The following is a 21,075-nucleotide window of genomic DNA, read 5'->3' on the forward strand; positions in this document are numbered from 1 at the left end:
GGATGGGCGGGCACAGATGTCCTTGCACAGCAACGGGAAGAAGACCAGGATCTGCAGCGCGGTCGCGGGGACTCTGCTCGCCGGCCTGGCGCTGGCCGGATGCGGGGACGAGGAGTCCCCGGCTCACGCCGTCGCGTCGCGCGCGCCGCTTGCCGCTCCTTCGACGACGCCGGTGCAAACCCGTCCGATCGACATCTTCCGGCTTTACCGCATTCGCTCGACGTCCGCGACCATGGGCACGGCCTGCTTCCGCCACCGCGCGCCGACCGACACCGCGTGCGGGCAGCAGCTCGACGCGATTCGCCGGACCGTGGACGGGTTCCTGGTCACGCTCGCCAAGGCCATGCCCGGCAAGGACTTCCCGAAGATCCGGGAGGCCGCGGGCCAGCTCTCGAAATCGATGGACCTGCTGCGGCAGATGGGCTGTACGGCCTGGGCGAACCGGGCAAAAAGCCCGGCACGAACGAGGCCGGCCTGTGCGGGACCTTCGGCACCATGGCGTTGCTGGGCTGGCTCAGCTTCGAAACCACGGTGGAGCAGTCCTGAGCCACGCGTGGCTGATGAACGGTCCTTTCGCGTCGGACCGCGTAAGGACCGTTCGCCGGCCTGCCGGACCGATGCCGGCGTCGGGCTCACTCGTCAGGGCGCAGGTGCCGTCGGCGGCTTGACGAAGACCCGGATCCTGGTGCCGTCGCCGATCCGGTAGTCACCCGCCTTGTTGCCGCGCAGCTGATTGCCCAGCGCAGCGCCCGAACCCCTGTTGTCCGAACGACCGATGTGCCGGACGCTGGCCCCCTTGCCACCTTCCTTGAACACCGCCTGTGGCCACTCGTCCCGATCCTTGAACAGCTTGCGGGGCACGCCGCGCAGCGACGCCTTGCGGCGCCCCTTCGTTCCCGGCCGGTCCACCGTGGCGTCGTACCGGTACTTCCCCTTCGCGTTGGGCTTCAGGTTGTCGATGATGTGCTGGGCGGATTCCGGGTACTTGGTGCCGTCGATCTCGGTGCGCTTGAGGTTGACCTTCGGGCTCCCCGTCGCCCCCGTTGCCTTCGCCTTCGCCTTCGATTTCGGTTTCGGTTTCGGTTTCCCTTGGGGGACCGCGGGCACGGCCGTCGCGGGGGTCGGGGCGACGGTGGTCCTCGGCCGCGCCTTGCCCCCGCCGGTCGCCGGGGTGCTCGAGCCGGAGGCGCCCGTGGTGCGTCCCGCGCCGGTGTCCGGCGTCCCGGCGTGCTTGGGCGGGTGAGCTTCCGCGTGGGAGGCCACCGCCTCGTCCCCCGCCGATCCGGATCTGGTGATCTTGCGAGCGCCGGCGACGTTCGCGATGACTTCGCCGATGCCGGAAACCGGGGCCTCCTTGAACCCTTCCCAAGCCTGCTCCCCGGCCGCGACGGCCTTCTTCGCCGCCGCCTTCGGGTCGTGCACGGTGTCCGCCACCCCACCCGCGATGTCACCGGCGGTCTGCTCGACCTTGCGCGACGCCTTTTCGTCGCCCTGAGCGGACTTTTCGAGCGTATTGAGGAGTTCCGCGGTCGAAGTCACGTTGTCGTGCACTGCCGCGTAAGCGCCGGCGGCCAGCCTCCGGGCCGTCGTGCCCACATCGGGAGCCTTGTTCGGATCGTTCTTCTCTTCGTCGATCTGCTTCTGCGCCAGCTGCCGCGAACTCCGCAACCCCGAATCGATGAACTCATCCGCCTCCTCCATCGCCGCGCCGATCTGCTCGCGGAGGCTCTTCGGCTGCCCCACTGCGGTTGCCTTGGCACTGGCCTTTGCCGAGACCTGCGCCTGCCGATCTTCCGCTCTCTGCTTCGCGCTCTCCCCCGAACCCTGCGACTTCGGCTGCGCCGCCTTCGCGGCCGCCTCCCGAGCCTTCGAGGAATCCGAATCCTGGCCCTTGTTCTTCGAGCTCTTGTTCTGGTCGCCGGAGTCGCCACTCGGCGTCGCCTTCTGCTGCTTGCCGCTGTCGCCGCCACCCGGAGCCGACTTGCTCTTGGTGTTCTTGGCGGTTTCCGTTTTCCCGCTCCCGGTGCCGGCCGGTGGTCGCGCGACACCCTCCGTCCGCGCGTGCGACACCCCATCGCTGTCCACCGGCATCGGCGCAGCCTGTGCCGCTTCGCAGCCGAACACGCCGAAGGCCACGGCCAGAAAACCACCCGAAAGCGAGTACAGCACCGCGCGGCGCAGATCGATCCCCGGACCGAGCACCTCGCCGGCGGCCGGTTCTCCCGGCAGCGCAGGGCACGGCGACAGCACCCGGTTCATTCCCTCCCCCTCGACCGGTCGTGGAGCTCCTCGGCCAGCGAACTGCCCATCAGGCCGCCGAAAATTCCCGCGGTGACGCCGATGACCAGACCGACCGGCGACGTGGCGAGCGCGCCGGCGACCACGCCGAACACCACGGAGCCCGAGACACCACCGATTCCCGTGACCGCGCCGAGGCTGAGCGGTGTCCTCGCCTCGAGCGGTGGCAGGTAATACGTCTCGGAATCCTCCTCGTCGCGTTCCCGCGGCTCGACGGGCGCCTCCTGCCCGAACCACACGTGGTCCGGAATCACGATGTAGTAAGCGTCGTCCAGCGCCGGATCCTCGGCCAATGCCGTGCTCACGGCGTCACCACGCCGTCGCGGAGACGGTGCCGTTGGTCGACGTCGCGGTCGACGTCGAAGACACGCCGCCGGACGAGGCGGACGCGGTCTTCGAGACCACCGTGCCGTGCTTGCCGTGCGTCCGCTTCTCGTGGTCGGTCTTCCGCACGGGCGCGTCGTCGCACGGGCCCTTCTTGGTCTTGAGGCCGTCGCGGATCTTCTTGAGATCCGTCTTCGCCTTGCCGAGCGTGTCCTTCGCCTTGGTCAGCGCCTTGCCCGCCTCGTCGAAGTTCTTCTCCGCGTCCTGAACGGCCTGGTGCGCGGCGCCGACCGCCTTGACGGCTTCGTCGAGACCCTGATCGGTCGTCGCGACGGTCCGCCGGACCTCCTGCTTCACGACGACCGGCGTGGCGTCCTGGACCGCGGCCCGCACGACGTACCGCGTGCTCGCCGCGTCGACCTTCTTCTGCACCGCCGACGAGCGGGGCCGCGACGACGACTTGGCGTGTTTCGCGGGCGGCTGCTTCGGCAGGACCGGTCGCGCCACCGCGACGGCCGGACGGTGCGGCGCCGCGGGCACCACGTGCCGCGGTTCCGGCTTCTTCGGCTCGTCGACCGGGTGCTGCGGCTTGGCGATCTTGGCCGGCGGAGCGGCGGCGGCGGGCGGAACCGGAACCGGAGCCGCCTGAGGCGCGGCCTGGGCAGGCTTCACGTCGTGGTTTTCCTGGCCGTCTTCGGCGAGTGCGCTCGCCGTCGACGCCCCGATCGCCGCGGTGGCGAGACCCGCCACCCCGTAAACCGCCGCCCGCTTGAGATTCCGCTTCATTTCCTCACCTCGCTGGTCATCGGCGACCGGTCGCCGCCACGCCGCAACGATCACCCGAGGAGGTCCAGCACGAATACACCGGCGATACATTCGCGGCCGAAGTCCGCCGTGGTGAAGCGCCGATGGCCACAACCTGCCACGCGGGGCGCGCCGCGGGGGCGGCATTCCTAGAATGGGAAGTGCACGCCCGCGCGACGCCGGGCATCGGCACGAGCGCGAGGGCGAGCAAGCCATGGCGGACACGGAACACGGCGATCTGGTGCCTCTCGGCGAGGGCCCGGTCGCCCGGGTGCTGGCGGGGGTGCACGCCACGACCGGCGAGGCGTTCGCGCTCAAGGTGTACCCGGGCAAGCTGGATCGCCGGACCCGCAACGAGCTCGACAAGGAACTGGCCGCGCTCGCCGAACTGCGCGAGCTGGGGACCGCGCTCGTGCCGGACGAGGTCTGGGAACTCACCGACGGCCGCTGCGGGATCCGGATGGAACTGTGCGCGCAGTCGTTGACGGAACTGGTCGCCGCGTTCGGGCCGCTGTCGATCACCGACACCCTGGCGCTCGGCGAAGCCCTCGCCTCGACACTCGCCGAGGCGCACCAAACCGGGCTCGTCCACGGCGGCGTCACGCCGGGCAACGTGCTCTTCCGGTCATCCGGCGCCCCGGTGCTGGCCGACTTCGGCCTGACCCTGCGCCAGGCCTTCCCCCGCGACCTCGAACACGGCGTCGAATACCTCGCTCCCGAAACCGTGCGCGACGGCACCATCGACGAACGCACCGACCTGTACGGCCTCGGCGCTGTCCTGTACCTCGCGCTGTCGGGGCGGTCTCCGCACCAGGGCCACCCCGGCGAGCCCGCGGACGCGGTGACCCTCCGGGTCCTCAGCGGCGACGTTCCGCCGCCGGACCGGCCCGATCTGCCCGCCGGGCTCGCCCACCTGGTGTCGTCACTGCTCACCGGCAACCCGGACGCGCGGCCGATCGACGCCGCCCTCGTCGTCACCCGGCTCGGCGCGATGACCGGCCCCGCCGTCCCCGGAACCCACCCCGCACCGACCACTTCCGGAACCGCGCTCCCGCCTCGGCCGCGACCGCTCGGCGAGCTGGTGGCCGAGTACGGACCCACGACCGGCAAGCCTCGCAGGCACCGCACCGCGCTGACCGTCGCGGCCGTCGCCGGCGCGGCCGCGCTCGCCGTCGCCGCGGCGTTCGTCCTGACGAACCGGCCGGAGGAACTGAGCGTGCCCCCGGCGCCGGTGCCCACGCCGTCCCGGCCGGCGCCGTCGCCGGTGACCGCCCAGGTCGACCTCGCGACGCCCGCCGACCACGACACCTTTGTGGACCTCAGCTGGCGCAGCGGCACGCCCGGCCTCGACTACGCCGTCGTCGTCGCCCCGGAGGGCAAGCCGAACCACACCGAGTACGTGCGGCGCGCGACGAGTCACCGCGTGAACGTGGAGCCGTCCCTGAAGTACTGCTTCGTCATCCAGGGCACCGACGGCGTGACGACGGTCCAAAGCGCACCGCAGGGCATCCGCGACGCACGCTGCACGCAGTAAGGGTTCAGCTCAGCCCGGCGGCCAGGTGTACTTGGCGGACGAGACGCCGTTGTCCGAGGTCACCCAGGCCTGCTTGCCGACCGCACCGAAGTCGAACGCCTCGAACGTGACGGCACCGTTCGCATCGGTGGTGTACGAGCGGCCCCCGTTCGAGTACTCGCAACCGCAGTGCGGCGTGAAGTGGAACTCGGTGTTGGGCGCGAACCCGCGCACCACGACGTGCATCTTGGCGCAGTCCGGTGCCGAACACTCTTCCGGTTCCGGCTCGTAGGTCCCGGTCTTCCCCCGGGTCACGGTGATCGTCGGCTTCGGGATCGCCGGGCCGGTCACCTTCGCCGTCGCCGGGGTCCCGCGCCCGGCACTGTTCTCCGCGACCACGGTGACCGTGTACGTGATCCCCGCGCGCAGCCCGGGGATCACCGTGGACCGAGCGGTGCCGCCCAGCTCGGCGGATCCCGCTCCGGCGCCGGACGCCGGCTTCCACGTCACGTGGTACGCCGTGACCGCGGCCCGGTTGTCGGCTGCCGCGCCCCAGGTCACGTGCGCATCGCTGCCCTGCAACCGCGCGCTGAGCCGGGCCGGGATCCCCGGCGGGCTCGGCGGGATGGGTTTCTGCTGCTGCGTCACCGGAGGAGCGGTCTTCCGCACCGGCGGAGGCTGCTTCGGGCCGTCCGCCCGCACGTCGGGCTGGGCCTTCGGCGGTTGCTGAGCCGGTGGCTGCGGGGTCGGCGGCGGCTGCGGCGGTGAGGTGGCCGGGGCCGGCGCCTTGTCGGCGGCGACCGGCACCTGGCTGACCTGGCCGTCCGGGTCGACGACCAGGACGTGCTTGCCTTCCCCGCCGTCCACGTAGACGCGCTTGTCGTCGCCACGCACCAGCTGCGGGGTGCCCGATTCCGGCGGGATCGCCGTGGTCTGGCGCGGGTTGCCGTCCGGCGCGTAGGTGAGCACCTTGTGGCGGGTCAGATCGAGGAGCACGACCGAGGACGCACTCGCCGTCGGGTTCGAATAGACGCCGTCGGCCAGGCCGACCTCGATCGGCTGCGCGGGCGGGCGCCCCGCGTCGGGCACGCCGGCGTCGAGCAGGTACAGCTGCCGCTTCTCCTGCTCCAGCACGGCGATCCGGCCGTCGGCGTCGGCGGGGGCGATCTGCGCCGCGGGCGAAAGGTCCGTCCCGATCGCCACCGGTGCACCGGGTTTGTCCCCGGACACCTGCCGGATCGTGTCGGTTGTCGTGTCGACGAACACCGCGCGGTCGCCGACGGTGCTGAGCCCGCCCGTGTGGCCCGCGCCGAGGTTGTCCCGGCAGGCCACCGTGTCCGAGTCCTTCGCCAGCCGGCACAGCGCGCCGGAGTCGAGGCGGTTCAGCCAGAGCGTGCCGTCCGGGGTGGCCACCGGGGCCCCGAGCGGACCGCCCGCGGGCAGCGTGGTGAGCCCGCTGCCGAGCCGGACCACCCGGCCCGCTTCCCGGTACACCAGGTACGGGCCGCCGGCGGCTTCCACGATCGCGGGCCGCTCGCCCGAGGGCGGGGTGAGCGTGCGGTCCACCGACAGGGTCGACTTGCCGAATTCGACGATGGCGGACTTGCCGATCACGTACCCGCTCGTCGGTCCCTGCACCACCTGGCTGCCCGGTTCGAGGCCGGCGACGGGCACCTGGGCGTCCACGCTCTTGGCGGAACCGTTGACGAACAGCACCAGGTTGAGCGCCGGGCTGGCGATCCAGTGCCCGGCCTGCGAGAGCTCCAGCCCGGGCAACGGCGAAGCGCCCCCGGACAGGGCCACCCCGGCGAGCACCGCGCAGACGCTGACGAGCGCGGTCATCGGCAGCCGGCGCAGTCCCCTCTTACCCACCCGCCGATCGTAGAAGAGCCCGGTACACGAACCGGCCCTTTCGAATACATTCCCTGCTCGGGTGCGTACCGAACGTGACATTCATGCCTCCGGCAAACTCAGTTCGAAGATCGCGCCGCCCTCTTCGGCGTTGTAGACCCGCAGGACACCGCCGTGCGCCTGGGCGACCCACCGGACGATGGACAGCCCGAGCCCGCTCGACCCGGCACCGCTGGTGAACCGGTCGAACGTCTCCTCGGCGACCGCCGCGTCGATGCCGGGCCCGTGGTCGGCCACCGTCACCCGGCCGCCCGCCACGGTGATGTGCACGATCGCCTCGGCTCCGGGCCGCCGCCCGTGGCGCATCGCGTTGTCCAGCAGGTTCCCGATGGCCCGCTGGACCAGGGCGGGGTCCGCGAGCACCTTCGTCGGGGCCGCGGTCACCGTCACCTGGGCCTCTTCCTTCGGCGTCTCGTCGACCACGCCGGTGACCAGCTGGTCGAGCCAGACCGGCTGGATGGCCAGTGACTCGACACCCGCCGCGAGCCGGGCCCGCACGAGCAGGCCGTCGATGATGCTCCCCATCCGCCCGGCGAGCCGGACCGTGCGCGGCAGCAGGTCGGCGCGGTCCGCGGGGTTCCGCAAGGCCGTTTCGGCCAGCGCGCGCAACGCCGCCACCGGCGTGCGCAGGTCGTGCGCGGTTTCCGCGAGCAGGACCTCCTGCTGTTCCAGTGCGGCCGTCGCGGGCCGGATCGCGCGCCCGGACAGGACGTGCCCCGCGACCGCCAGCACCGCGACGAGCAGCACGCAACCGCCGACGACGAACAGCACCAGCCGGTCGTGGTCCGCCTCCTCGCCCCGGGCGTCGGCGACGACAACCACCGCGCCCGCGTACTGGCCGGCGGTGTTGCGGAAGGGTTCCGCGCCGATCCTCACCAGCTCCCCGCCGGTGCCGCTGCCGTAGCCGGTGAGGACGGCTTCGCTGCGGACCGCCTGGTTGGCCCAGGCACGCAGCTTGGCGGAGTCCATCGGGACGCACGTCCGCGCGCTGGTGAAGTCCGTGAACCGGCCCGCGTCGACGGGCAGGACCACGAACTGGGGGCACTGGTTGTTCACCGGGTCCTGGCCGACCAGCCCGGTGACGACCTCGTCGCCCTCCTTGACCAGCCGGGTGACCGCCGCGGTGACCCGGCTGGTCCGGCCGTCCAGGCGTACCTCGCGCTGCTGCGTGTCGGCCTGGACCGCGAGCCAGGCGAACACGATGAGGCCTGCCGCGTTGAGCCCGGTGAACAGCCAGGTGAGCAGCCGGCGCAGGCGGCGCAGCCGGTCGGTCGCCGACCGCCTCACCGGGCGGCCAGCCGGTACCCGCGCCCGCGCACGGTGTGGATCAGCCCGGGTTCGCGCAGCTTCAGGCGCAGCCTCCGGACCACGACGTCGACCACATTGGACATCGGATCGGTCCGGCTGTCCCAGCAGTGCTCGATCAGTTCGTCCCGCCCGACAGCCTGCCCGGGCCGGGCCAGCAGGACCTCGAGGACGGCGAACTCCTTGTCGCTCAAGGTGAGCAGCGCCCCGGATCGGCGGACTTCGCGGCGGGCGCAGTCCATTTCCAGGTTGTCGTGGCGCAGCACGGACGGCCGCCCCGAGCCGGAACGGCGGCACAGCGCGTTCACCCGTGCGGTCATTTCGGCCACGGCGAACGGTTTCACCAGGTAGTCGTCGCCGCCGTGTTCGAAACCGGCCACGCGGTCGTCGAGGCTGTCGCGGGCGGTGAGGAACAGCACCGGCACCGCCCAGCCCTCCAGGCGGCGCCGGTGGACGTAGCCGATCGAGTCGCCGTCGGGCAGCATCCGGTCGAAGACCACGCAGTCGTAGTCCGCGCCCGCCAGCTCGGCGTGCGCGCGGGCGAGGTCACCCGCCTGGCCGACCCGCAGCCCGGACGCGGCCAGCTCGGTGGTCACCGCCACCCGCAGGTCCTCGTCGTCCTCCACCACCAGCACCCGCGCGGCTGTCATCGGAACCTCATGTGCGGGGCGCGATCGTGGGAGTCAGATTGAGCGGGGGTGTGAGCATGGTGCTCTTCCAGGTCCTGGGGCCACTCGAGGTGCGTGGCCACGACGGTCTCGCGTGCCGGCTCGGCGGGAAGCCCGTCGCGGTACTGGCCGCACTTCTCGTGCAGCCCAACGCGTGGGTCGCGGTGGACCGGCTGATCGAAGTCACCTGGCAGGAACAGGACGCGCCGGCGTCGGCCGAGGCCAACCTCAAGACCTACCTGTGGCGGCTGCGGCGGCTGCTGCCCGGCCACGACGGCGGCGCGCGCATCGAGAGCAGGCCCGGCGCCTACCGGTTGCGGGTCGCCCCCGGCGAGCTCGACGCCCAGTGCGCCGCCGAAGCGGCCGACGCCGCCCGGCACGCACTGGCCGAAGGCGCGGCGGCGACGGCGTTCGAACTGGCCACGGAAGCACTGGGACGCTGGTGCGGGCGACCGTACGAAGGTCTGGGCCTCGACCTCGGCGACGCCGTGGCGAGGCTCGACGACCTGCGCCGTGAGCTGTGGGCGTGCCTCGCCGAGGCGCAGCTGGAGCTCGGCCGCCCGGCCGACGCCGTCACGACACTGCGTTCCCTCACTTCGGACGACCCGCTGCGAGAAGACGCGTGGGCGCGGCTGGTCCGGGCGTGGCACGTGCTGGGGCGGCCGGCCCAGGCCCTCGCCGCGTACCACGAGGCACGCCGCATCCTGGCCGCCGAGCTGGGAGTACGGCCGGGGCCGGAGCTGGCGGAGGCGTTCCGGGCGATGCACAGCGGCGCACGGCCCGCCGAGCGGCCGCCCCGGCGCGAGCTGCCCCGCGACACGCCGTTGTTCAGCGGCCGCGGCCGCGAGCTCGAGCTCCTGGCCGCCGCGTGCACCGGCACCCCGCGCGTCGCCGTCGTGACCGGCCCGGCCGGGGCCGGCAAAACGGCCCTCGCGGTGCACGCGGCACACCGGCTGGCCGCGCGGTTCCCCGACGGCCAGTTCTACGTCCACCTGCGTGCGGCAGGCACACCGGTGCCGACCGCGACGGTACTGGCCAGGCTGCTGCACGGCATCGGCATCCCGCCCGCCCTCGTCCCGTCCGATGTGGACGAACGGGCCGCGCTGTGGCGCTCCGAACTCGCGTTCCGGCGGGTGCTGCTGGTCTTCGACGACGTCGCGGATCCCGCGCAGGTCGAGCCGCTGCTGCCCGCGACCGGCTCGAGCGCGGCGCTGATCACCGGCCGGGCCGGGAGCCTGCACGTCGACGGCGCCGTCCGCGTGCGGCTCGGGCCGCTGTCCCCGGCCGAGGCCGCGGCGCTGTTCCGCGCGGCGGCCGGAGAACGCGGTGCGGTCGCGGACGAGCCGGCCGTCGCCGAGGCCGTGCGGCGCTGCCACGGCCTTCCGGGTGCGCTGCGCGAAGCCGCCACGCGCCCGGTCCATCCACTGTGGACCATCCGGCAGCGCGAACCCGGGAAGGTCGCCTGAGCCATGAGCATCGACAACGGCCTGAGCGATCGGGAACGGCAGCTGCTCGCGCTGCTCACCGCCGGCTACACCGACGAGTCGGCGGCGGTGCGGCTGGGCATCTCGGTCCGCACGGTGCGCCGGATGGTCTCCGGCATCATGGACCGGCTCGGCGCGCGAAGCCGGTTCCAGGCCGGCGTGAAGGCGGCCGATCGCGGTTGGCTCGTCGACGTGAGCTGAACGGCCGGTCACGCTACGCTTCGCCCATGCGTGTGCTGGTCACCGAAGACGACGAGGATCTCCGGGTGGCCGTGGAGGCATCCCTGCGGGGGGCCGGGTTCGCGGTGGACGTCGTCGCGGACCTGCCGGACGCCGACGAAGCGGTGAGCGTGAACGCCTACGACTGCGCGGTGTTCGACCGGATGCTGCCCGCCGGCGATTCGCTGGCCTACGTGGCGGGCCGCCGCCGGAGCGGCTGGGACGTGCCGGTCCTGTTCCTCACCGCGCGGGACACCGTGGACGACCGCATCGCCGGACTGACCTGGGGCGACGACTACCTGGTCAAGCCGTTCGCGATGGCCGAGTTCCTGGCCAGGGTGCGGAGCCTGTGCCGGCGCAGCGGCACCGGCCCGGCCCCCGTCCTCCGGTTCTCCGACCTCGAGCTGGACACCGGCCGTCACGAAGCCCGCCGCGGCGGCGTTCTGCTCACGTTGACCGGCAAGGAGTTCGCCGTGCTGCGCCGCCTGCTCGCCACCCCGGGCGAACCGGTCCGCCGCGCCGACCTGCTGGCCGCCGCCTGGGACGAGCTCGTTCCCCCGGCCACCAACGTCCTGGACGTCCTGATCGCCCAGCTGCGGGGCAAGCTCGGCGAACCACGGGTGATCCACACGGTCCGCGGCACCGGTTACCTCCTCGGCCAGGCCGGGCGGACCGATCAGCGGGGCGGGTGAGAAACTCCGCCGCCGTGGTGGGCGTGGTGCGCTGGCACACGCCGGGATATTTCCGCCGGGCCGAACATGGTTCAGCGCGGCCGGCGCCGGACCCAGTGCTCGGAGGTACGTGACGCGCGGGGCCTGGAACACCCGGCGCAGGCCGCACCACGGTCTCCGCGGCCGGTCCCCTCTCGGCGACGGGGGCCGGGTGTTGAGGAAGCCGGGGGTGGTGGGCACGCCCGCCCCGCCGGTCCCGGCTGACACCACGACGCCGGCCGCAAGGCGGTGCCGGCCGTCGCGAAGCCGGGGAACTCCCGCCGCCGTCATCCCGGGAACAGCGGTGGTTCGGGGAGTTCGAGCCATTCCAGGTCCATCGGCACCAGCGTCGTCGAGAGCACCAGCTCGCGAAGCAGGTTCACGGTCAGGGTCAGCCCCACCGGCTCCCCCACCTCCTCGCGCCGCAGCCCGTGCACGCCGGCGTCGGAAAGCCGTTGCCGGACCCGGGAAACGAGGTGCTCGACCCGCTTGACCGTCCAGTTCTCGTGGGGCCGCCGTTCGGCGAGCTCGGCGGCCGCCTGCTGCCGGGACAGCGGCAGCGGCTGGGGGTCGTAGCCGAGGTAACGCTGCCCGAGCACCGCCAGCACGAGGTGCTCCTCCGGGGACAGCCGCCAGCGTTTCGGCGGCGCCGTCGGGTGCGTCGGGCGGCGCGTGGCGACGCCCGCCTCGCCGTCGGACACGAGCAGCTCGAGCACGTGCTCGCGGGTGCCGCGCAGGAACAGCGCGGTGTAGCCGTCGGCCAGCGGCAGCGGTTCGCTGTCGCGGTGCAGCAGGACGCTGTCGGACAGCCGGATCGGCGAGCGGCCGGTGTTGCTGAGCCACCAGCGGTCCCGTTCGCGCACGAGCTGCCCGTGGACCCGGCTGATCCGCACGTCCTCCTCGCCGACGCAGACGTCGACCTCCAGCCGGTTGCGCCCGAAGGTCACCCGGCTCCCGGGCGAGGGCGGCACGGCCACGCCGCCGGTGACGGTGAGCGCGCTCAGCGTGCCCGGCACGGTCCCGGCCACGCCGTGGCGCAGGCTGCGCCGGCGGTGCGGGTCGAGGCGTTCGGTGGTCACGGCCACCTCCGTTCGTAGGCGCCGATGTCGAAACCCGCGCCGACGGGCCGGGCGACGCCGTCGAGGTCGAACGCGGGGGCGTGCTCGGGGCTGCCGGCGTCCACCGCGGCCGAACCCGCCGCGAGGTGGTAATCGTCGCGGACCGGATCGGCGAAGCCCGGGTCCCCGGTGAAGTTGTGGTCGGCGGCGAACGGCCCGCCCTCGACCGGCCCGTCGCCGAACACGTTGTTGCGCAGGGTGTTTCTCCCGGCGAACCGGTCGGCGTCGATCAGCAGGGAACCGCGGGCGTTGCCGGCGAAGGTGTTGTTGACGATCTCCAGGTTCCGCATGGTCCCGGTCGACTCGACCCACAGGCTCAGCCCGGCTTGCGCGTTGCCGGTGGACAGGTTGTCGAAGACCCGGATGTCCGAGAGCAGCCTGGTTTCCGAGTAGTCCTCGACGGCGAGCCCGATCCCGGCCTTGGTGGCCTCGCGGGTCCCGCGGACCACGTTGGCATAGACGTCCACAGTGGACGAAGAGTCGACGTAGATGTCCGGGCCCCGGTTGCCGGTGACGACGTTGTGGTGGATCTTCACGCGGGCGGCGTCGTCGTACTTGACGTCGATGCCTTCCTCGCCGTTGTCGTGCACGCGGCAGCCGGACACCTCGACGTCCGACGAGCCCGAGGCGATGCTCAGCGCCTCGTGGTCGGCCGAGGTGCCGCGGGAGTTGGTGCCGCGGATATCGCAGTGCGCGACGCGCACCCGCCGGGTCCCGACCAGCACGAGCCCTCCGTCACGGGAGCCGTCGACGCCGAAGCGGTCGAACACGAGGTCGTGCCCGCCTTCGGCGTACACGGCGAACCCGGTCGAGCCGGCCACGGTCACGTCGGTGAACTCCAGCCAGCTGTGCCCGCCCACGGCCAGGCCGCCGGCGCCGGTCAGCACCGCGGTGCCGCCGGTGCCGGTGAACCGGATCGGGCGGCCCGGGGCGCCGTCGCGGCGGACGGTCAGCCCGCCCGGGTAGGTGCCGGCCTCGATCGCGACCGTGTCACCCGGGCGGGCCCGGTCGGCGGCGGCCTGGACTCCTGCGTACTGCCCGTGCGGCCCGACCCGCCAGGTCCGGGCCACCGGTCCGGCGGCCCCCTCGGCCGTCGGACCGGCCACGGCCACCACCAGGAGCGCCACACCGGCCAGCACCCGCATCGCCACTTCTCGTCCCGTCCCTCCCGCGCCGGTTCCCGGCTCCGCCCCTTTCTAGCCGAGGCCACCGGGGACCGGTCCCCGGTTCACGGCAGCTGCCGGACGAGGACCTCCGCCAGCGAGCGCGCGGTCGCGCACAGCGCGTCCCCACCCGCCGCCGCGGTGTCCTCGACGGAGACCTTGGCGACCTCCTCCCGCTCCGGAGGGGTGCCGTTCAGCACCGGCAGCGCCGGGGTGTAGACGTGGTGCACGACCATGACGGCGCACTCCGGGTGCCCGCCCGCCACCGGCGCGACGACGGCGTTGCGGTTCCCCACGCGGATCCGGTCGCCCGGGACCTCCTCGTCCGCCTCGATCGGCCATTCCCGGCTGTACTCCACGCTGATCGTGCGCGGATCGTGCTCCCAGGTGCAGCCCCAGCCGCCGAACCCGCGGTCCGGTTTCTTGGCCTGGCCCAGCACGCCCGACGTCGTGGCGTCGTCGAGCAGGCCGCAGGCGTCGACGTGGACCAGCGACCAGTCCGGGAGCGGTTGGGCGCGCCGCGGCAGGGGCCCGTTGGCGAGCGTGGTCAGCACGCCGGACAGCACCGACTCCGAGAAGGAGCACAGCGGCGCGTCCTTCGCGCGGTCGTCCAGCGGGTGTGAGGTGACGACGATCCGGTTGGCGTCGGCCAGCGAAATGGCGCGCTCGCAGGAGCCGTCGTGCATCTCGGGATACTCGATTTCGCCCATCTTGCCGGGCACCGGCGGCCGGGGCGGGTACCGCAGCGGGCCGGTCAGATCGAGCCGGGTCTGCACCTGCCCGTTCTTGCCGACCAGCGTGGTCGTGACCACGCAGCTGCCGAAGTTCAGCACCTCGGGGTCCACGAACGGCTCCCCGAACGCGGTGAGCGAGTTGAGCGAGATCGCCGCGCACGGGTCGGTCGCGGCCGGGTCGGCGCCGAGGGTGTTCGCCCCGGCCGGTGCGCCGTGGGTGGTCGGCCCGGCCGCTGCGCCGTCGGTGGTCGTCCACAGGGGCCGGCCGAGGACGAACCCGGCGACCAGCGCGGCCACGGCCGCCACCGCGGCCCCGGCGAGCAGCCGGCGGCGCAGACGGCCACCGGGTCGACGTAGAGGCACGGGCGCGTCCGCCGTGAGCAGCGCGACCGCCTCGGCGGCGCTGGGCCGGTCGGCGGGGTGCCGGGCCATCAGCGCGGCGAGCACCGGCGCGAACCGTCCCGCGCGCTCGGCGGGCGCGGGGCGTCCGGCGGCGGCGCGGCGCATCTGCGCGAACGGGCCGTCCTCGCCCGAGCCCCACGGTGACCGCCCCTCGATCGCGGCGTAGAGGGTGGCCCCCAGGGAGAAGACGTCCGAAGCGGGCCCGGCTTCGGCGCCGTCGGCCACCTCCGGCGCGACGTACCCCAGGGTGCCGGTGAGCTGGGCGCCGCCGGTGCGGGTGACCTCGGTCCAGCGGGCGATGCCCAGGTCGGTCAGCTTGACGACGTCGTCCGCGGTCACCAGGACGTTGCCCGGCTTGACGTCGCGGTGGACGATGCCGCGGGAGTGCATGTCCGCGAGCGCCGCGGCGAGCTGCGCGCCGATCCGCCGGACGCGGTCCTCCGGCAGCGGCCCGCCGTCGTCGACGAGCTCCTCGAGACTCCGGGCGGCCAGGTACTCCGTGACCAGCCACCGGTCGTCCCCGTCGACGACCGTGTCGAAGACCGTGACGACGTTCGAGTGCAGCAGCCCGGCCCCGATCCGCGCCTCACGCCGGATCTGCCCCGCGTCCTCACCCAGCGCCCGCTTGAGCGTCACCTGCCTGCCGAGCTCGAGATCGACCGCCCGCCACACGACGCCCATGCCACCGCGGCCGAGCTCCTCCTCCAACCGATAACGGCCGGCCACGACTCGCCCCTTGTGCACGCGAGCAGTCTACGAAACGCCGTGACACCTCGCTGACCCCGCGTCACCTCGGCGGCGGGCCGAACCGGTTCTCCCCCGGCTTGCCCCGCTCGCTCCAGAACGCGAGGAGGAAGAGCCAGCCGATGCAGGAGACGATGCCGACGCTCCACCAGCCGGTGCGTCCGACGTCGTGCAGCCGCCGGACCCCGACGCTGACGAACGGCACCAGCCACGGCAGGTAGAGCACGGTGCCGACCGTGTACACCCACTCCTCGCCCGAGGCCGCCTCGATGCTCCCGATCGCCAGGAACAGCGCCGCGTAGGCCAGGAAGAAGTACCAGAACTCCGGCCGCGAGGCCCGGCCCCGGAACCGGAAGCTCAGGCGCACCGCGCGAGCCAGCGCGGCTCCGAAACCGATCCTGCTCCGCCCCGTGGTGGCCGGCGCACCCTCCAGCTGCATGCGCCGAGCATGGGGCGCGTGGCCGGGGACGGGTCCCCGGGATCCCGCCCGATACTGCCGAGCATCGCGCAGCACGGGGGTGGTGAGGCAGCAGTGGCCAGGACAGGCGAGTACCCGCAGGTGCGGCTGGCCTGCATCCACGGCGAGCGGCATCGCGAGTACGTCGTCGTGGCCACGACCACCGTCCGGTACTCGCTGAGCGACATCCCGGTCCCGCGGCCCGCCACCGGCGTAGCCGAAGCCGCGGTGGCCTGCGGCTCGTGCGAGAGCCGGTTGCGCGTGCGGGTGTTCAGCGCCGCCGGGCGCCGGCGGTGGAAGCTGGCTTGGCTCGGGCTGGTCCTGCTCGGGGCGTTGATCGCCACGCCGTCGACCCTGCGCCTGATCGCCTTGGACACGCTCGGCGGCACGGACACGCTGCCGTACGTGCTGCCGGTGCTCACCAACGTGCTCGGTCTCGGCGGGGTGGTCGTCGGAGCCTGGTTCTTCGTCACCGAAGACGGTGTCCGGCTCACCTCGTTCTGGGGTGACGCCGGCCACCGCCTCCGCCGGTGGTGAGAGGAGGAGCCAGGAGCGCGGCACCGCTCTCCCGGCTCCTCTCCCTCACCGGCCCACGGTCACCGAGCCGGTGAGCGTGCCGAGCCGCACCGCGTGGGTTCCGCGCGGCAGGTCGCGCACCTCGAACGAGACCCGGCTGGTCTGGTCCCTCCGCACGGACACCGCACGCTCGGCGGCGACCGCGCCGTCGATCCACAGCACCGCCTGGTACGTCCCCGCGACCTCGCCGACGTCCTTCACCGACGCCGTGATCCGCACCGGTGCCCGGCCGTGGCCGGCCTCGGTGTGGAGGTCCGCCACCGCGAACCGCGGCTCCGGACCGGGTGCCCGGTCGTGGACGAAGATGTCCGAGTAGCCGTTCGTGTCGTCCTCGACGAGGTTCGTCGCCTCGCTTTCGAACGCGACGTACTTGCCGTCGGTGCTGATCGACGGGAAGTCGCTGTAGGCGTCGCCCAGCCCGCCACCCAGCCCGCCGGACACCTTGGCCGTCGTCCGCGCCCGCAGGTCGCGCACGAACACGTCCGACGTGCCGTCGTCGCCGGGGACGAGGTTGGCGGCGAAGCTGAAGAACGCGACGTAGTTCCCGTCACCGCTGATCCTCGGGCTCGCCGTGTACGCGTCCGCCCCGCCGGTCCCGCTCGCCGCCTGCGACACCAGCGTGCTCGCGTGGGTCTGCCGGTCGTACACGGAGACCTGCGAAGGCGCGTCGGGGCCGCTGTTCGCGTAGGCCACCATCCGGCCGTCCGCGCTGATCGACGGCTGGGTCACCGCCACCCCGGCCGGCGCCGGGAGCACCTCCGTCGTCCCGGTCCGCCGATCGCGCACGAAGACGTCCCGGTGGTCGTTGGCGGCGCCGGGCACCAGGTTCTCCGCTCCGCTCTCGAACGCGACGAACCGCCCGTCGGCGCTGACGCTCGGTTCCAGCGAGTCGCCGTCCGCCTGCACGCCGGCGGCACCCACGGAGACGCGCTCGGTCGTCCCGGCCACCCGGTCGCGCAGGAAGACGTCCTGCCTGCCGTTCGTGTCCCCCGGCACCAGGTTCGTGGCCTGGCTGAGGAACACCGCGTACCGGCCGTCGGCGCTGAAGACCGGCTGCCCGGACAGACCGTCGGCCTGCCGCTCGTCGGAGGACACCGAAATCAGCTCGTTCGCCCCCGTCCGCCGGTCGTGCGCGAAGGAGTCGGGCACCCCGTTGACGTCCCCCGGCACGAGGTTGGTCGCGCCGCTGAGGAAGCCGACGTACCGCCCGTCCGGGCTGATCGTCGGGCTGATCGCCCACGCGTCCGCGCCGGTGCCGTCCGCCGCGGCCGAGATCCGTTCGATCACGCCGGTGCGGGTGTCCCTGGCGAAGACGTCCATGTCGTCGTTCGCCTCGCCGGGCGCGATCTCCCCGGACATGCTGGCGAACGCGATCACCCCGCCGTCGCCGCTCATGGCGGGCCAGAAGGTCTCGGCGTGGACCTGCCCGCCGTCGCGGGTCACCGAGGCCCGCTGCGTCGACGGCGGCCGCGGCAGCGCGAAATCGGCCGCGGCGGGCCACCTCGGGTTCACGGTGACCTGCCGCGGGTTCGCGGCGGAGATCCCCGCTGCCGAGGCGGCCACCCGGTAGCTGCCTTCCGGCACGTCCTTGATGGTGTAGCGGCCGTTTCCGTCCGAGACGGCGGTGAGCTCGTCGAGCACGTCCGCCACCCGCACGGTCGCGCCCGGCACCGTCGAGCCCGTCGGCCCGTAGGTGACGCGGCCGGTGATGACGCCCCGTGGCGTCGGCTTCAGCGCGACCCGCAGGTCCGTCAGCTTCCCGCCGGTCACCACGGCCCGCACGCGCTGGTCGTGATACCCGAAGCGGGACAGCGTCAGGTCGTAGGTGCCCGCGGGCACGCGGATCTTGAAGTGCCCCTCGGCGTCGCTGGTGTACGACCGGCCGGTGGCCGCCACGGTGATCGTCGTGCCCCGCAACGGATCCCGGGGCTTGTCCGCGGTGACCGTCCCGGTGATGCCGCTGGCGAGGCGCGCCTCGGCGACGGCGGCGGCCGCGTCGATCCGGCCCGCGCCGAAGCGGGTGTTCGGCCGCGCGCCGTAACGGTCGTCGAAGAACGCCGTGCCGGTCAGGATGTCCACTGTCTCGTCCGGGGTCAGGCGCGGGTTCGCCTGCAGCATCAGCGCGACGGTGCCCGAGACGTGCGGGGTCGCCATCGACGTGCCGCTCAGCAGGCCGTACTCACCGCCGGGCAGCGACGACAGGACGTCGACGCCGGGCGCGGACAGGTCCGGCACGACGTAGCTGTCCGGCCAGTTCGCCGGGGCGTCGGCCCAGTCCTTCTTCCGCACGACCCCGCCGCACGAGAAGTCCGGCACGTTGTCGTCGGCGTCGGTCGCGCCGACGCCGGTCGCTTCGAAGACGTTGCCGGGCGCCGCCGAACCGCCCGCGACGCACTCGTTGCCGATGGCGAAGGCCGGGAACGCGCCCGCCAGGTAGATGTTGCGGGCGGGCTCGACCATCTCGCTGCTGTAGCCCTCTTCGCCGAGCGACATGCTCACGACGTCCGCGGGCTCGCCCGCCGGCTTGCCGTCGGCGTCGTACGGCGCGATCGCCCACTGCATCCCGGCGACCACCTGGGTGAGGGTGCCGGTGCCGCCCGGGATGACGAGCCCCGCCATCAGTTCCGCGCCGGGGGCGACACCGATCTGCGTGCCCGAGCTGTGCCCGCCGGCGATGGTGCCCGCCACGTGGGTGCCGTGGTAGGAGCTGTCGTGCGGGGTGGAGTGGACCGGGGAGCCGTCGGCGGCGAACTCGAGCCAGCCACCCGGGTGCTCCGGGTTCGCCGGATCGGCGCTGACGAGCTTGCCCGCCAGATCCGGGTGCTGGGTGTCGATGCCGGTGTCGAGGATCGCCACCCGTACCCCGGCGCCGGTGCCGCCGTCCCGCTGGACCTTGTCGGCGCCGATCTTCTGCACGCCCCAGGCCACCGCGGGGTCCGCCGCCGCCTGCGGCCTCCGGGGCTCGGTCGGCGAGTGCAGCGTGAAGTTGGGGATCACGCGGTCGACCAGCGGCAACGCGGCGACCGCGGCGAGGGTGTCCGGGGTGGCGCGGACGAGCACCATGTTCTTGAGCCAGAAGGTGCCCACCACCTGGTCCCGGCGGGCCCCGACGAGGTCCACGACCGGGGCCTGCATGGCCGTCGCCGAATCCGTGAGCGCCTTGCGCGCGGCCGCCGGCGCCGACGGCCGCAGACCGCGGTCCTTGAGGACGACAACCGCCTCGAACTTCGCCTCCGGGCCGGATCGGGCACCGGCCATCCGGTCGAGCAGTTCCTTCGCGATCTTCGAGTGGGCGGCCGCGGGCGGCGGGCCGGCGGCGGCCGCCGCCGGCCCGGCACCGAGGGCCCCGGCGGTGACGAGCACCGCGAGCACCAGGTGCCGGCCACGGGTCCGCACGGCGGACAGGGACATGGGGAGACTCCTTCGTTCCGTCAGTTCGCGGCGGACAAGCGAGACGGCGCGCCCCGTGTGAGGTTGCGCGCCGTCGACTTCCAAACGGTGCAGGAATGATCACCGCGTGACAAGCTCACCGAGGCGGCGGATTCCGGTCAGGTGTCGGAAACCCGACACAAGGGAGGGGCGACGACGGTGCTGGAGCCGATCGGGCTGAGCGGCGCGGACGAGGCGACCTACAACGCGCTCGTCCGGCGCACCCAGGCGACCGCCCCCGACCTCGCCCAGGACACGCACCGCTCGCTGCCCGCGACCCGGCGGGCGCTGCAGGCACTCGTCGAGGCCGGCCTGGCGACGCGCTCCGCCGGACGCCCGACCCGGTACGTGGTCGTGCCGCCCGACCGGGCCATCGAGGCGGTCCTTCGCGAGCGCGAGGCCGCGCTGCGCGACACGCGCCGCCACATCGGCACGCTGATGGAGACCTACCGCGCGAGCACGCGGTTCGCGCACCCGGGCGAACTGGTCGAGGTGATCTCCGGGCGGGACGAGGTCAACGACCGCTGGACGAGCATGCAGCAGGACATCCGGGTGCAGATGCGCGGGTTCGACCGGCCGCCGTACGCGGCTCCGCAAGGGCACGGCGAGCCCAACCACGTGGAGCTCGCGCTGCTGGAACGCGGGGTCAAGTACCGCGTGGTCTACGACAAGAGCGCGGTCGAGCTGCCGGGGCTGCTCGACGACATCGAGCTGGGGGTGCGGCACGGCGAGCAGGCCAGGATCGCGGGCGACGTCCCGATGAAGCTGGCGATCGCCGACAACCGCCTCGCGATCATCCCCCTGATGCGCCCGGGCGATCCCGCGCTCACCGCGTCGTACCTCATCCACCCGTCACCGCTGCTGGACGCGCTGATCGCGCTGTTCGAGTCGGTGTGGACGCGCAGCGTGCCGGTGCGGTTCGGCACCGCCGATCCCGGCGAGCTCTCCGCGGACGAGTCGAAACTGCTGGCGCTGCTGGCTTCCGGGGTGACCGACAAGGCCGTGGGCCGGGCGCTCGGCTGGAGCGAACGGACGGTGCAGCGCCACGTCACCAAGCTGATGCAGCGGACCGGGGCCCGGACGCGGTTCCAGATCGCGATGGAAGCCACCCGGCGTGGCTGGATCTGAGCGTGGTTGGATACCCGCTCACCGGCCTTGTCGGCGGCAAACGATTTGCGCTACGGTGCCTGGGAGCGCTCCCAGTGGCTTCGCGTCC

17 protein-coding genes and 1 pseudogene are annotated in these 21,075 nt (G+C 73.1%); 7 read left to right on the forward strand and 11 right to left on the reverse strand.

The window, feature by feature from the left end:
• Positions 1–16: 16 nt before the first annotated feature.
• Positions 17–706, forward strand: coding sequence for a hypothetical protein (locus tag ACH54P_RS09965; RefSeq protein WP_489912064.1), 690 nt, complete (start codon positions 17–19; stop codon positions 704–706).
• On the opposite strand, the gene ACH54P_RS09970 is transcribed toward ACH54P_RS09965, so the two are convergent.
• Genes ACH54P_RS09970 through ACH54P_RS09980 form a run of 3 tightly spaced genes read right to left on the reverse strand, consistent with a single transcriptional unit; the run spans position 640 to position 3,408 of the window.
• Entirely contained in the window at positions 640–2,259 is a 1,620-nt protein-coding gene (locus ACH54P_RS09970) for a hypothetical protein (RefSeq protein ID WP_489912065.1), read from the reverse strand. The two genes, ACH54P_RS09965 and ACH54P_RS09970, sit on opposite strands and share 67 nt — an antisense overlap.
• Positions 2,256–2,591 (reverse strand): hypothetical protein, encoded by a 336-nt coding sequence (locus ACH54P_RS09975; protein WP_489912066.1) that lies wholly within the window; start codon positions 2,589–2,591, stop codon positions 2,256–2,258. Before ACH54P_RS09975 ends, ACH54P_RS09970 begins: the two co-directional genes overlap by 4 nt.
• A gap of 16 nt (positions 2,592–2,607) precedes the next feature.
• The gene (locus ACH54P_RS09980) at positions 2,608–3,408 is read right to left on the reverse strand and encodes a hypothetical protein (RefSeq protein WP_489912067.1); all 801 of its coding nucleotides are present in this window, start codon (positions 3,406–3,408) and stop codon (positions 2,608–2,610) included.
• A gap of 172 nt (positions 3,409–3,580) precedes the next feature.
• Between ACH54P_RS09980 and ACH54P_RS09985 the strand changes: the two genes are divergently transcribed.
• On the forward strand, positions 3,581–4,960 hold the full coding sequence (locus tag ACH54P_RS09985) for a serine/threonine protein kinase (RefSeq protein WP_489912068.1): 1,380 nt from the start codon (positions 3,581–3,583) through the stop codon (positions 4,958–4,960).
• Positions 4,961–4,969: 9 nt separating this feature from the next.
• Here the strand turns inward: ACH54P_RS09985 and ACH54P_RS09990 are convergent, their stop codons facing one another.
• From ACH54P_RS09990 to ACH54P_RS10000, 3 genes are all read right to left on the reverse strand, one after another.
• Positions 4,970–6,811, reverse strand: a complete 1,842-nt coding sequence (locus ACH54P_RS09990) for a fibronectin type III domain-containing protein (protein WP_489912069.1) — start codon at positions 6,809–6,811, stop codon at positions 4,970–4,972.
• A gap of 81 nt (positions 6,812–6,892) precedes the next feature.
• Positions 6,893–8,137 (reverse strand): sensor histidine kinase, encoded by a 1,245-nt coding sequence (locus tag ACH54P_RS09995; protein ID WP_489912070.1) that lies wholly within the window; start codon positions 8,135–8,137, stop codon positions 6,893–6,895.
• Positions 8,134–8,805 (reverse strand): winged helix-turn-helix domain-containing protein, encoded by a 672-nt coding sequence (locus tag ACH54P_RS10000; RefSeq protein WP_489912071.1) that lies wholly within the window; start codon positions 8,803–8,805, stop codon positions 8,134–8,136. The genes ACH54P_RS09995 and ACH54P_RS10000 overlap by 4 nt, the downstream gene beginning before the upstream one ends.
• 56 nt (positions 8,806–8,861) lie before the next feature.
• On the opposite strand from ACH54P_RS10000, the gene ACH54P_RS10005 reads away from it, so the two are divergent.
• The 3 genes and pseudogenes from ACH54P_RS10005 to ACH54P_RS10015 all read left to right on the forward strand — a co-directional run bounded on the left by ACH54P_RS10005 (position 8,862) and on the right by ACH54P_RS10015 (position 11,218).
• Entirely contained in the window at positions 8,862–10,289 is a 1,428-nt protein-coding gene (locus tag ACH54P_RS10005) for an AfsR/SARP family transcriptional regulator (RefSeq protein ID WP_489912072.1), read from the forward strand.
• Positions 10,290–10,310: 21 nt separating this feature from the next.
• Positions 10,311–10,508, forward strand: a pseudogene (locus ACH54P_RS10010) (helix-turn-helix domain-containing protein); the annotation flags it as partial.
• A gap of 26 nt (positions 10,509–10,534) precedes the next feature.
• The gene (locus tag ACH54P_RS10015; RefSeq protein WP_489912073.1) at positions 10,535–11,218 is read left to right on the forward strand and encodes a winged helix-turn-helix domain-containing protein; all 684 of its coding nucleotides are present in this window, start codon (positions 10,535–10,537) and stop codon (positions 11,216–11,218) included.
• Between the two features lie 305 nt (positions 11,219–11,523).
• Here the strand turns inward: ACH54P_RS10015 and ACH54P_RS10020 are convergent, their stop codons facing one another.
• From ACH54P_RS10020 to ACH54P_RS10035, 4 genes are all read right to left on the reverse strand, one after another.
• Positions 11,524–12,315, reverse strand: coding sequence for an FHA domain-containing protein (locus ACH54P_RS10020; RefSeq protein ID WP_489912074.1), 792 nt, complete (start codon positions 12,313–12,315; stop codon positions 11,524–11,526).
• A complete protein-coding gene (locus ACH54P_RS10025; protein WP_489912075.1) occupies positions 12,312–13,499 on the reverse strand; it encodes a right-handed parallel beta-helix repeat-containing protein in 1,188 nt (395 codons plus the stop codon). The genes ACH54P_RS10020 and ACH54P_RS10025 overlap by 4 nt, the downstream gene beginning before the upstream one ends.
• A gap of 83 nt (positions 13,500–13,582) precedes the next feature.
• Positions 13,583–15,397: a serine/threonine-protein kinase gene (locus ACH54P_RS10030; RefSeq protein ID WP_489912076.1), complete on the reverse strand. Its 1,815-nt coding sequence runs from the start codon at positions 15,395–15,397 to the stop codon at positions 13,583–13,585.
• A 43-nt stretch (positions 15,398–15,440) separates the two neighbouring features.
• Complete coding sequence (locus tag ACH54P_RS10035; protein ID WP_489912077.1) at positions 15,441–15,836, reverse strand: DUF805 domain-containing protein; 396 nt, start codon at positions 15,834–15,836, stop codon at positions 15,441–15,443.
• Between the two features lie 93 nt (positions 15,837–15,929).
• On the opposite strand from ACH54P_RS10035, the gene ACH54P_RS10040 reads away from it, so the two are divergent.
• Positions 15,930–16,391, forward strand: a complete 462-nt coding sequence (locus ACH54P_RS10040) for a hypothetical protein (protein WP_489912078.1) — start codon at positions 15,930–15,932, stop codon at positions 16,389–16,391.
• A 45-nt stretch (positions 16,392–16,436) separates the two neighbouring features.
• Here ACH54P_RS10040 and ACH54P_RS10045 read toward each other — a convergent pair whose 3' ends face one another.
• The gene (locus tag ACH54P_RS10045) at positions 16,437–19,841 is read right to left on the reverse strand and encodes a S8 family serine peptidase (RefSeq protein WP_489912079.1); all 3,405 of its coding nucleotides are present in this window, start codon (positions 19,839–19,841) and stop codon (positions 16,437–16,439) included.
• Between the two features lie 177 nt (positions 19,842–20,018).
• On the opposite strand from ACH54P_RS10045, the gene ACH54P_RS10050 reads away from it, so the two are divergent.
• Complete coding sequence (locus ACH54P_RS10050; protein WP_489912080.1) at positions 20,019–20,987, forward strand: helix-turn-helix transcriptional regulator; 969 nt, start codon at positions 20,019–20,021, stop codon at positions 20,985–20,987.
• Positions 20,988–21,075 lie beyond the last annotated feature (88 nt).

This window comes from Amycolatopsis sp. N2S4-7 (assembly GCF_058119595.1).